Raw genomic sequence first — 13372 nt, 5'->3', positions numbered from 1 at the left:
ACGTATTAAGAAACAACTAAATAAACGTCCAATAAATGAACAGATCACTAAACAAGATATAACTCTTACTAAATCCCCCTCCAATATTTTACATAAAAACCCTATACAACTCTCCCTCCTCCATTATTCCTAAGTAATCTATAAAACAACCATGATATAATCATAACGTTATACATTTATAGGTAACGAGACGAGCGAGTGACTAAAAGACTCATCCTCTTGTTACGCGAAAGGATGTTATGGTTGATACATAAGAATAAACAGCAACTGCTGCCGTTCGTCTATTTTCTACTAATGGCTGTAGGGATACATATCTACTTCTTTTTAGGAGATTTTCACTTCTCGGTTACGGGTGGGGATTCGGTTGATCAGTTTTTGATCTTTCACTCATTTTTACATGAGCAGTATCAAAATGGGAATTTATGGTGGTCGTGGGAATACGGGTTAGGTGGCGATATTTTTGGGCCATTTCTCTATTATTATTCCTCGTCGTTGTTCTTTTGGTTAAGTGTTCTTTTTCCAATCGATTCTTTGACTGATACGCTTTATATGAAGCTAGCGATGAGTGTGTTTAAGTCGTTTTTGGCGATGAGCTTTATGTATGTCTTATTAAAACAACTAAATCGCTCAACAGCTGCTTCGATCATAGGAGCCCTAACATATGTGGGGTCCGTTATTTTTTTGTCGTTTTCGCTTTATATGGAATTCGTCACGGATTCGATGGTTTTCCTTCCTCTGCTTATTTTGTCATTTGAACAGTTAGTAAAGGGAAAAAGAAAGTGGTTCTTTTATGTAGTGATGGCCATTATTGTCATGATGAATTTCTATTATGCCTACATCGCAACTGTGTTTCTAATCTTTTATGCGATTTGGCGCTTCTTTTTCACTCATCAAAGCTTTCGTTGGAAAGCGTTTCTATCCTATGGATTTACGCTTTCGTTTCATTATCTTGTTGGTTTTTTACTTGGGGCTTGGTCTTTTCTTCCGGCAGTTTATCAATTTTTACAGGCCGATCGCTTTCAGAAGGACCTACACATTCCGTTGCTTTTTGAGTCTTCTTTTTATAAAGACATTCTGTACGGATTATTTTTCAATGTGACAACGATTACGTTTCCAGCGTTAACGCTATTTTTACTTCTAATTGGCTTTTTCATCAAAGAGAGAGAGCTTCGCCTTCGCTTTTTGTTTGTCGTGTTTATGTTCGCTCTTTATAGTTTGCCGTTTGCCTATTCTGCTTTTAATGGATTTTCTGCGATGCAGAGTCGCTGGCGGTACTTGTTTGTGTTTTCGATTGCTCTTTATACGCCATTTGTGATTGATTACCTTGTGCAAAAGAAGAAATCTCTCACTGTGTATGTGATTGGCTTCTTGCTTCTTATTATCGGCTTTCTAGCATGTATGAATGATTACTTTAACCAAATAGGAGAGAATTCAATAAGGCAAATCCTTCTTATGATGACGTTTGTCACATTTGGCTGCTTACTCCTACTTAATAGAGTTTCGTCAAAAATTGCGTACGTTCTCTTTGTCAGTGTAGTGTCGCTTTCGGTTTTAACGAACCATTTTATTTATTTTAAGCAAATAGGAGAGCTTCCAGGAGGAGGGAGCGGCCTTATTCGTAAGGGTTCACCTATCGAAACAATAGATGATGAAGAAGAACAGAAGGTCATCGAGTATATAAAGAAACGAGATGAAGGCTTATATCGAGTTCTTTGGCATCCTCAAGCCAATCATTATCAACAGCTGAACTTTAGTCAGCATAATAAGTCGATGTTGTATCACTATCATGGCTTTAGTAGTTATCAAAGCTTAATTCCTGAAAATCTTTCTAGCTTTTTGAAGCAAGACTATCTCACGCTTCAGCTCGATTCGTTGAGTCAATTCAGTGAAGTGAATCAGCGACTTTTTATGGAAACAGCGTTAGGAGCTAAATATTATGTTGTTCCTAAAGGTGTCGCTTTTCAGCCATACGGCTACCAACCGCTTCAACAGCTTGGTAGGTATACCATTTATGAAAATCAGCATAGCGTTCCATTTGGCTATATGATGACGAATTACCTTGATTCAAAACAGTTTAAAGAGTTAAATGTGGCAGAGCGTGACCATATGCTGTTGCAAGCAGTAGTGATAGATGAATCAATGAATGCATTAAAGCTGAACGAGGTTGATCGAAGTGAGCAATTCGTTACGACGCTTGTTGATAGCATGCCAAAAGTGAAGCTGTATGAAGTGGAAAAGGCGACTTCTCATCAGTATCAAGTAAACAGCGAAGGAAAGCTTTCTATTCCAATTCCTCCTACGCAAACGACAGGAGAAATCCTTGTTGAGTTAAGGCTAACGCGTATAGACGGCGGTGAGTTTACGATTAAAGTAGGGAATCAATCCTTTTTAAAGCGAGCGGTTGATCATATTTATTCTGTTCCGCAGGAGACGTTTGTCATCAATGCAGGTATACACGATCGGTTATCTTCCATTGATGTCACGCTAACTCCAGGAAGATATGAAATACAAAAGCTAGCAGTTTATCATCATGATGTGACGCATTATGCTAATCGAGTGCAAGAACTTAATAAGCAACGACTTGATGTTCTTGACTATGAAAACAATCAAGTAAAAGGGAAGATAGAGGTCATTGAAGAGGGCATTCTCACAACCTCGATCCCTTACAGCAAAGGCTGGCATGTTCGCGTGAATGGACAGGCTGTTGAACCGCTTGAAGTGAATCATGCTTTTGTTGGAGTGCCGCTTACAAAAGGTACTCACATCGTAGAGTTTACGTATCACACACCTTATTTACGAGAAGGAATCCTGTTGTCTAGTATGACGCTTGCAGTTGTTCTGTCTGTGCATTTCTTCATACGTGCACGTAGGAAAAGGAGAGTCTCTTTTTAGAGCTCTCCTTTTTGCTTATTTAACAGGTATAATCCACCCACCTTCCACACCAGCGTGGAAGTTTCCGTCAGCATATGTCATAAAAAAGGTGATGGTTGATGGGTTTTCACTGTCAGTCCGATAAATTAGAAGCTCTTCTGTTTCAGGAACATAGATATAGTTTGCTCCATCTTCGCTTCGATAGCGTTCTCCCGAAAGTTTCACTTCTGCTGCTTTTAAGAAAAGCTTCTTAGGCGCTACTCCATGAATAGAGACGGTTTGATTACTAGAATAGGAAACAAATAGTTCTTTTCTTTTATAATCTTGAATCCATTCGTAAAAACCATCTTCATCAGGTCCTTCATAGTCGGGATTACCGTGAAGCGATTTAACAGCCGACGGATTATCACCTAGAAAAATACCCCACACGACCATTTTTCCATCTTTCATATTAAAAAGAGGTTGTTTTTTGATATGGTCAAGCTTTTTATATTCGCCATCTAGGTGTACTCGAGATGTGTGACAGTTTTCATCTTTTACAGTAACGGTTATCCTGCTTCCATCACGGACCATGGTCCCACCACATTCTTTTTGTAGGTCATTAGTAAATAGGATGGTATCATCTTGAATGGTACCTTTTCCTTCTAGTAAGTTACCGTAGGAGCTATGGTTCACCGCACTAATCGAGGAGCCACCTAAGTGATAACGAATAGTATGATCATCTTCTTGTTCAATACGAAGAGTTCCAAGGTTATCATCACTTAAAAATACCCATTCTCCTGACCAATCAAAGGCTTCTTCATTTTTTACTTGTTTGTTTTGTTCAGCCGTACTCTTTTCGGTTGATTCGTTTGTCGTTATAGCTGTCTGTTCTTTTTCTGAGTTGAAAGTCGGTTCAGATTGAGTGGTGGATTCACTGCTACAACCTGCTAATACTAGAAATAAGAATAAAAATAATGCTCTTTTCCTCATGTTGTTTTTCTCCTCGTTCTTTCATTAATTATATGTACATTCTCATCCTTTTTTATGGGGAAGGGAATATCTATCTATTGTATCGACTAATTGGGAAAAATTTATAGATAATCAAAATCGATCACTAATTAGAATACGAGCACTTATTGATGGTGAAACAGTTACCATGGATAATTGGCTCTACAGAGTATTTGTAAAAATGTAGACTGTATTGAGATATAAGTTTACATATGGAAACATCGTTCTCTTGCCAAAATAAAGTTGTATTTTCCGTCATAAAAAGAAGCAAACATAGAATATAAGTAGAATAGAGTAGGTTAATAGATTTTGTGCATTTTACATTCATTAATCGTATGTATGCAAGGTGAATAGGTGTTTTTTTGAACAATTAATCGTAACTGAGGTGCAAAAAATTGAAAAAAAAGGGTGGAACGCATTGGTTTAGTCGTGTGCTGACAATTGGAGCGATTTTGCTTCTTTTATGGTTAGAGTACTATCCAACAGCATCCATTCATCAATCGCCAAAAGCTGTGGGAGGAGAGCTGAATTTAACAAATTGGATGTTTGATCAGGACGGTGTGAGTTTGTTGAACGGTGAGTGGGATTTCTACCCAGACCAACTGTTGAAACCAAGTGAATTAGCCAACCACACACCCGTATCCATTAAAGTTCCTGGGCGATGGAGTGAGAAGGAGAATTATCAGCAAAAGAACCGAGGGAATGGAACGTATCATTTATCCATTCGTTTACCAGATTCTGAGGAGCTACTCCTTAAAGTTCAAAATGTATGGATGTCTCACCGGCTTTATGTGAATGGTGAATTAGTCAAAGAGATGGGGAAGCCTCATGAGCGTTTTAAGGAGCACGAAGCGAAAAATATTCCATATACGGTGCCGATTCAGCCCGCAAGCGAAGTAGAGCTCGTTCTTCAAGTGTCTAACTATCTGTTTTATGATGGGGGGATTGCTCATCCTATTCAGCTAGGTAGCATGGAAGAAATGACGATGAATTCGTTTCTTTCGTTTGGAAGTGACATGGCAGGCGTTTATTTATTTCTTGTGTTTGGTATCTTTCATCTCTATTTGTATCAAATGAGAAACAAGGAAATGATTTATTTATATAGTGGACTTCATTTACTTTTAGTTTCTCTTTTAGTGGCGACAACGGGTGAAAAGCTTTTGATGCGTTTATTAGACGGTTATTTATCTTTTCAAATAACTTACAAATTACAAGATTTAAGTATTTTCTTAAGTATGACCGTTCTTATCTTTTTTCTTCAATCACTAGAGCCAAGAGTGCTTAGTAAAAAGGTGATCCGCATGATTGCGTCGCCTATACTTTGTTTTTGTGTAGCCGTTGTAGGTTTACCTTATCAGTTCTATACACATATGAAACCTTTTATGACACTGTACATTTTTGTGATGCTTGGTTGGTTCATTGTTCGTTTGTTAACGATTCTCATAAAAAGTGAAAAGAGACAATCCTCTTCTAATGAATTTTGGTACGTAGCTGGCATTGTGTTCTTTATTATGGCGCTGATGGTGAATAGCATTCTGTATCATACAGGCTATACAAATTCGAATGTCATTGGGAAGTTTAGCACCATTGGTTTTCTAACGGCCTTAAACCTTTTTCTAGCACGCCGTTTTACAAATAAAATGAATGAAGTGCAATTATTATCCGATCAATTGCAAAAATCAAATGACATCAAAGATGAGTTTCTAGCTCGAACCTCGCATGAATTAAAAACCCCTCTTCACGGCATTATTAACATCTCAAATCATCTATTAAAAGAAAAGCAAGAAAACCTAAGTCGTCAAAAAGAAAATATTGCACTTATTCAAGATACATCGATGAAGCTTTCGCTTCTTGTAAATGACTTAACTGATGCGATTAAATTACGACATGAAGACATACATGTACAAATGAAGAGCGTAGACATATCGGTTGTCGTTCAACTCGTTTTTCAACTACTATCATTTAACACACGAGAAAAAGAAGTGCGGTTAATTAATGACATTAAGCCGATGACCTTTGTGCAGGCTGATGAAAACAGACTACGTCAAGTGTTATACAACCTAGTAGCCAATGCTGTTAAGTATACAGATACTGGACAGGTGACGGCTACGGCAAAGCGTGAGGGTGAGAATCTCTTCGTGTCTATTACCGACACTGGTATAGGGATACCTAAAGAGGAATGGGACATGGTTTTTGAAGATTCCTATCGTGTCGTTTCTCCAAAGCAGTTTTCAGATAATGGAATGGGATTAGGACTTTATATTAGTCGGCAACTAGCGCGTAAAATGAACGGTGATGTATGGGTAGAGCATTCAATCGTTGGAAAAGGAACAACCATTTCAATTCAGCTTTTAAGCGCAAAAGGAGACGAACTTGATAAAGAAAGCAACTCAATCAATTGTCGACAAAACATCAAAACGTCTTCATATGAAAAAAGCGAACATGAGCAACAAAAGAAACGAATTTTACTTGTGGACGATGAACCGACAAACATTCGTGTTCTGACGTTAATGTTAGAAGATCAATTTGAGCTTTTTGTTGCATATCGAGGAGATCACGCTCTTCAATTATTGAATGAGCATAAAGTAGATCTTGTTATTACAGACGTCATGATGCCTAAAATGTCTGGTATTGAGCTTGTTCAGCTTATCCGAGAAAATCACTCTATTCTTGATCTGCCCATCATTATGGCCACTGTTCGAAATGGAGAAAAAGACATTGAGTTAGCTTATCAAGCGGGTGCAAATGATTACATTTTAAAGCCGTTTACGGAAGAAGAAATTCAATCTCGTATACGGGTGCTCTTAAAGCTAAACGATTCGATGGAACAAGCCCTTCAGCATGAGCTTGCTTATTTACAGGCCCAAATTAATCCACACTTTTTGCATAATGCGATAAGCAACATTATTGCGATTTGTTATGAAGATGGAGACAGAGCAGCAGAACTCCTTGCATCGCTTAGCCATTATTTGCGTTATTTATTTCAAATGGACCATCCTCATCAAAGAATTCCACTCTATCAAGAGCTAGAGTTAATCCAGGAATATGTTGAGCTTGAAAAACTACGATTTTCTGAGCGTATACATTATGAAGTACACGTGACTTCGATGTTAAAAGAAGAAATCATGATACCAGCTTTATTAATTCAACCGTTAGTGGAAAACGCGATTCGACATGGACTGTTTCATAAAAGAGGAGAAGGAACGGTCACGTTAACCATTGAAGAACAAGGAGAGTTTATTTGCATGACTGTTGAAGATGACGGAATTGGGATGAGTCAGCAGCAAATAGAAGAACTAAAGAAAACAGGAAAAGGGGTAGGCGTGAAAAATATAGATAGACGTGTGCAATCCTATCACAATGCTTCGTTTCATATTCATTCTGAGCAAGGCAAAGGAACGAAGTGCACCTTGTTGTTACCAAAACAACGATGTACTTCTGTTGTAGAGGTGGTGAAGTAAATGTATACCGTCATGATTGTTGAAGATGAGCCTCATATTTTAAACTATATGAAGCGTAAAATTGCGCCGATAAAAGATCTTGAATTAATTGGAAGCTTTTTAAGCCCAACAGAGGTACTACGTGCATTTGAACAAGGAGAACAGCCTGATTTGGTCTTCTTAGATGTGGAAATGCCTGAAATGACGGGTATCGAGCTAGCTCATCAATTGCTTAATCAGCAACAAAATCTCATCATTATCTTTACAACAGCTCATCGTCACTCGATTCTCGATGACTTTAAAAACAAAAGAGTCAGCTGCTTGTTGAAGCCCATAGTAACAAAAGATATTCAACGATGCTTAGATGCTTTTAAGGAATGAGAGATGTAAGAAGAGGGCTGTACCAATTTTAAAGAGTGGCTAAATAAAAGAAAAGGAGAGTCGTTCATCTAAAATGAAACGTCTCTCCTTTTTCGCTATGTACATGTTTACGATTGAGCCATCATTACAACAATTGAAGCAATTACTAACGATAAAACAGCACAAAATAACTGTTCTTTTCGCTCTGGTGTCAGCCACCGCACATTCACCTTATAGATCCTCCTTCATCATTTGACTATCCATAAGACGAAGAGAGGAAGTGATTCGGCAACTGGCGAGCATAGTCTTTATGAGACGTTAGCCCCTTTAGCTTTGCGTCACCATTTTTCAATGGCTTTGCCCTTTCGTCGACTTATGTGACTACATATATAGTACTACATATTTAGTCTAGTAAAATGAGCAAAAAGGCTCTTTTTAGGTCTTTTATCTTCTTTTTTATTCTTTTTGTTTTAGTAAAAAGGTTTTAGTGTGAGTGCTGTGATTATTAAATGTTCTTTTTATGATACGAGTTTATAAAAAGGGTGAATCAACAGATTTCCTCTTGATTCACCCTCTATGTTTTTTAACCTTTTAATTTTGTAATAAATCCACTTGCAAACGTAACAAGATAAGAGAAAATAAAGCTACGAATAAATAAGCCTAGGGCCCCCATACCTAGGTAGAAGCTTGCTTTATCACCGTATTCAGATGCTGATTGAATCATAGAGAAATCAACACTTAATAGAGATAAAGAACCAAGCGCTAATACAAGTAAGCTATAAATAGCACTGTATAAGGCAATAGATACAAATGAGAATTGTCCAGATTTGGCAATTTTATAACCCGACCAAACAAATAATAAAGTTGGAATCATCACAAGTAGTTTAACGGTAAATGAAGTGCCAAGTCCCTCTAATCTAATACTATCGAATAAAAAGTCACTATAGTCAGGTACACTTCCTAGCTCAAGTCCAGAAAATAGTGAGTAAGCAATATCAATATTTTCATCGTCGTTAGCTACCTTCAGCGTTAAAGGTGTGAAGTGAACCATTCCCCAAAGGGTTGAGCCAATTTGTGTACCAAGCATGAGACTAAGCGTGTTTGCTTTTTCAATTAATGCTGTTAAAGGACCAAGGTCAGCAAATTCCATGAAAAGTACGTTTTCTTTTAGCTCGTTAGCCTTACTTATAATAAAGGCTATTCCAATTGCAATGCTTAAAATAAGACCACGAACAAATGTTGAAAAACTTTGATGAATCACTTGGCCGTATGGAACTGTCTCTGCTAGTGTGCGAGTAAAGTGACGATAATTAACCGCAAAAAGTGTTCCAACAAAGCTAAAAATAGTACCAAGGATAGCAGCGAGTATAAAGCTTTTAATAAATGAATAAGAAGTTGCTGCTTCAATGTTTATTTTGTCACCTTCACTAACCAAGTTTAAATCATAAGAGAAGCCACTAAATAATGAGAAAATACTTAAAAATAGGCCATAGATTAATCCAATACAAAGAGCTGAATAAAGGCGAGTTGGTATACTTGCTTCTTTGTGGCGTTGGCCATAAATAATACCTGCAATCAATGTGGCTATGATTGGAATAAAAATGAAAATAATAAGCATGAAAGAGAGAGAGAATTTCACCTTAAAGCTTCCTTCATCCTCATCTATTACACCTTTGACAGATGTTTCAAAATGAGGTGCAATTAAGTGAGACTGCATCACACTGTCGGTGAATCCATATAAGGGATCTGGCTTTTTTATGTTTGTATCCAGCTCTTCTGATAGTTCATGAATTAACATCTCAAAATCTGCTTCCTCGGGAAAATCCTTCATTAAGTCTGTGTAAAAAGATTCTGTACTGTTGGAGACAGCTAAGTTTAGTAATAGCATAATGACAAATGCGCCAATAGCTGGAATAAGTGCATTTTTTAAGAAAGACAATTCAAATTTTGGCCAATGAAATGTTGGTAATTGTGTAGATTCTTTCATAGTAAACGAGGAAGCCGCTTTTCCGAGGGAATCTGACGTTGCTTTTTCGTATGTATGTAAGACGTTACCGCATGAAGAGCAATAATTTTCTATGTCCGCTGTTTTATGTCCGCATTTTGAACAAAATGCTGCATCCTTTTTGACAAGTTGTAACTTTGTTTGGTATTCCTTTTTCGATAGAGCAGTACCATCATGCATACAATAGTTACTTGTATCTGAATTAGATGTTCCGCATGTTCGACAATACATTGAATGATATCCTCCTCTTGCAATTAATGCGCAATAGCGCCACAACAAGTGCAGAAGTTAGCTGTAACAGCAATTTGCTCTTCGCATGTTGAGCACGATTTCGTTTCTTCGATACTTGTTTGTTGAAGCTCTACTTGACTGCCACATGATCCACAAAATTTATCCGCTGGTGTAATGGCTGCGCCACAACTGCATAGCGCACCTAAAGCCGATGCCTGTGTTAATTGAGAAATCGATTGTTGAGCTTGATAAATTTTACGGTCTAGTGTTGAAATAGCTTGTACATCTTGAAGAAGCTCTGCATGTTGAAGCTCACCACTACGCACTTTCTGATACACATTTTCACCAATTTGTAGTAATATCTCAGCGCGTTGCATACCAGCATCTTGAATGATTTTTTTATACTGACTAACTTCTTGAGCAACTTGGATCTTTTGTTTTCCTTGTTGAAGGCTATCTTGAATCTTATTCAATCCGCCTCCTAATTTTGTTTGTAAGTCGTTCATCGTATCACCTCTATCATTTTTTCAAAACATTAACTAATTTACCATACATATGGTTATTTGGATAGATGGAAAAATAGATAAATAGACATAATGAACAGTAATTTCACAATAAGTTTATGTAGATAAGTAGTTGTGCATGTGTGGGTTTTCTCGTACTATAATAATAGTCAAAATTTCCCGATGGAGAGATTTGGGATTATAGGAGGAGTCATTGTGTCTTATTGTCAAAATTGTGGTCAAGAAATGGACCCGAATAAACCATTTTGTACAAAGTGTGGTGCGAAAAAACAAAAAGAAACGAGCACTGTTCAACCTGAAGCTAGAAATGCAAAATCATCAGGATTTTTTACGAAAGGTAAAAAAGCGCTTCTTGTTACCTTTGTCATTGTGGCCATTGCTTTATTTGGAGGATATAAATTTGTTGAGTCATCCAATAAACCAACGAAAATAGTGAGTAACTTTGCGCAAGCTTTGAAATCAAATGATGCAGCAGAAGTAGCTGTACTGTTAAACCAAAGTCATTCAGATTTAAAAGTTGACAAACAAAGTGCGAAACAAGTCATTTCGTATTTTAAAGAAAATCCAGATATTTTGTCTGATGTATTGAAGCAGTTGCGAAGTGAAGCGATTGCTCATGAGCAAGGACAAACGGTTATACCTAGTAAAGAAAGTTTTTTAACGATAGAGGAAGTAGAAAAGAAAAAGTGGCTGATTTTTAACCAATATGCATTATCGTCTAAACTATTTTACATAGAAGTGACAGCAAATCAAGATAAGGTAACGGTAGAAATTGATGGCCAAAAAGTGGGCAGTGTTAAGTCAGAAAAAGCTTCCACATTTGGTCCTTATTTATTTGGGGAACACACGATAAAAGCAACGTATAAGGATGAATATGCAGCGGTTGAAGATGAGCAAATTGTTAGCTTTGAAGACGCAAAAGAAGATAAACAATCTGTTGAATTAGACTTAACAGGTGATCAAGTGTATGTCTACTCTGATTACGACGATGCTATTTTATTTGTAAACGACAAAAATACAAAGTTAAAAGTAGGCGATATTTATGAATTTGGTCCAGTCAAAACGGATGGATCTATAAAACTACATGCTGAGTATAAAGGGAAGAAAAGTGATGTCGTGGCTATTGAAGCAGCAGAAGAAGATATTTATTTAGAATTCCCTTATGAAAATGAAGAAGTTATTGCTGAACCGGAGGAAGTAGAAGAATTTGACGAAGAAAGTGACTCGTCAGATATTACAAGTGTAGTAAATAATCATTATATGAATATTTCGAATGGTAATTATAGCAATGCGTACGATTTGTTTGCTTCTAGCCGCAAAGGAAAAGTGGCTTTTGATGGATGGCAAAAAGGTTTGAAAGCCAATTATAATAATATCGTTCATTATGCGGACTTAGAAGAAGTAAATGGGAACAAAGCGGTTGTTAGCTTCAGCATGACATCATATGATGAGCAAGAAGATGGTTCAACCTTAGTTCAAGAATGGGGAGGACAATGGTATCTAGTGAAGGAAGCAAGTGGTTGGAAATTAGAAACACCTGAAATTGAAAAGCTAGATTCTAGAGTAGAATAATGAGAAAAAGAACAAAACGAAAATCAACTATTATTTTTTATTTATTACCTATTTTGTGTGTGCTGATTGTGTTCTTTATATACAAACAGTTCATGGAATCTGATAAGAGTAATCAGGAAGCACAGGTCACTGTTAACCAAAAAGTTGTACAAGAACAAACCGCTGCTAAAGACAATAAAGAATCCTTTGAAAAGGAACAATCTGTCACACACGCAGCATATGAAACAGTGGATGCAAAAGTATCCGCTGTACTTGAAGATATGACGCTAGAAGAGAAAATTGGTCAAATGGTGATGGTAGGTTTTCATGGAACAGAAATGAGTCCTGAAATTAAAGAGCTTGTGACAAAGAAATCAATTGGTGGTGTCATTCTATTTAGTCGAAATATGCAAACACCAAAGCAAGTGGCAACATTAACAAATTCGTTACAAGACCAAGCTGCAACAAGCAATCATGGTATCCCACTAATGGTAGCGGTTGATCAAGAAGGTGGGGACATTGTTCGCATGAAAGACAAAGTTGCGCCACTTCCTGCTCAACAAGAGCTAGGAAAACATGCGACTGCTGAGGAAGTGTACAATATTGCTAAATTAAACGGAGAAGAGCTTTCTACAATGGGGATTGACATCAACTTTTCACCAGTTCTTGATTTATCATCAGTAGATAGCCGTTCATTTGGTGATGACCGTGAAAAGATATATCAATTTGGCTCTCAAGTTATTAAAGGTTTAAATGATACAGGAACGACAGGTGCGTTAAAGCATTTTCCAGGTAACGGAAGAAGTAATGTTGACCCTCACGTCGAGACATCTTCGGTAAAAGCAAATCAACTTGACCTTGAGAACTCAGACATTTACCCATTCAAGCGAATGATTGAAGAAATGAACAAACAGCAATTCTTTGTCATGGTAACGCATATTAAATATCCTGCCTACGATAAAGAAAATCCAGCGAGCCTATCTCCTGTTATTATTCAAGATTTGTTACGTGAAAAACTTGGATATGAAGGAATTGTTGTAACAGATGATATGGAAATGGGCGCTGTTAACAAGTATTACTCATATGAAGATATGGGAATTGAAGCTGTAAAAGCAGGGGTAGATTTGTTGCTTGTTTGTCATGAATATGAAAGCCAACTAGAAGTCTATAATGGTATTTTAAAAGCGGTAAAGGCTGGTGATATTACGGAAGAACGTATTAATGAATCAGTCGAACGTATTTTGAAACATAAGTTTTCAACAGAAAAAGAGATCCATGTAGATCCAGAAAAAGCAGCAAATGTGGTAGGTAGTGATAAACACTACAGACTCATTAACGATTATAAACAAGCGCATGATTTGCCAGAAGCAGAGAAATAGACAGAACAAAACGGTTAAACT

8 protein-coding genes and 1 riboswitch are annotated in these 13372 nt (G+C 37.1%); of the genes, 5 read left to right on the top strand and 3 right to left on the bottom strand.

Features of this window, described 5'->3' with window-relative positions; genetic code table 11:
* Positions 1–243: 243 nt before the first annotated feature.
* Entirely contained in the window at positions 244–2892 is a 2649-nt protein-coding gene (locus tag JOC83_RS14045; protein WP_205188019.1) for a YfhO family protein, read from the top strand.
* Between the two features lie 15 nt (positions 2893–2907).
* On the opposite strand, the gene JOC83_RS14040 is transcribed toward JOC83_RS14045, so the two are convergent.
* Complete coding sequence (locus JOC83_RS14040) at positions 2908–3843, bottom strand: hypothetical protein (protein WP_205188018.1); 936 nt, start codon at positions 3841–3843, stop codon at positions 2908–2910.
* Positions 3844–4256: 413 nt separating this feature from the next.
* Between JOC83_RS14040 and JOC83_RS14035 the strand changes: the two genes are divergently transcribed.
* Together JOC83_RS14035 and JOC83_RS14030 are read left to right on the top strand one after the other, a co-directional pair.
* Positions 4257–7322: an ATP-binding response regulator gene (locus JOC83_RS14035; protein ID WP_205188017.1), complete on the top strand. Its 3066-nt coding sequence runs from the start codon at positions 4257–4259 to the stop codon at positions 7320–7322.
* Complete coding sequence (locus JOC83_RS14030; protein WP_205188016.1) at positions 7323–7682, top strand: LytR/AlgR family response regulator transcription factor; 360 nt, start codon at positions 7323–7325, stop codon at positions 7680–7682. It abuts the gene before it with no gap.
* 263 nt (positions 7683–7945) lie between these two features.
* A riboswitch (cyclic di-GMP riboswitch) is annotated at positions 7946–8033 on the bottom strand.
* Between the two features lie 211 nt (positions 8034–8244).
* On the opposite strand, the gene JOC83_RS14025 is transcribed toward JOC83_RS14030, so the two are convergent.
* A complete protein-coding gene (locus JOC83_RS14025; RefSeq protein WP_205188015.1) occupies positions 8245–9897 on the bottom strand; it encodes a zinc ribbon domain-containing protein in 1653 nt (550 codons plus the stop codon).
* Positions 9898–9920: 23 nt separating this feature from the next.
* The gene (locus tag JOC83_RS14020; protein WP_205188014.1) at positions 9921–10403 is read right to left on the bottom strand and encodes a zinc ribbon domain-containing protein; all 483 of its coding nucleotides are present in this window, start codon (positions 10401–10403) and stop codon (positions 9921–9923) included.
* 213 nt (positions 10404–10616) lie between these two features.
* On the opposite strand from JOC83_RS14020, the gene JOC83_RS14015 reads away from it, so the two are divergent.
* Together JOC83_RS14015 and nagZ are read left to right on the top strand one after the other, a co-directional pair.
* The gene (locus JOC83_RS14015; protein WP_205188013.1) at positions 10617–11993 is read left to right on the top strand and encodes a TcaA 3rd/4th domain-containing protein; all 1377 of its coding nucleotides are present in this window, start codon (positions 10617–10619) and stop codon (positions 11991–11993) included.
* Positions 11993–13351 carry a beta-N-acetylhexosaminidase gene (gene nagZ / locus JOC83_RS14010; protein ID WP_239583546.1) on the top strand — a complete coding sequence of 453 codons (1359 nt, stop codon included), beginning with the start codon at positions 11993–11995 and terminating at the stop codon, positions 13349–13351. Before JOC83_RS14015 ends, nagZ begins: the two co-directional genes overlap by 1 nt.
* Positions 13352–13372 lie beyond the last annotated feature (21 nt).

Source organism: Priestia iocasae, assembly GCF_016909075.1.
GTDB classification, from domain to species: Bacteria; Bacillota; Bacilli; order Bacillales; family Bacillaceae_H; genus Priestia; species Priestia iocasae.
This window is presented reverse-complemented; position numbering and strand designations above follow the sequence as displayed.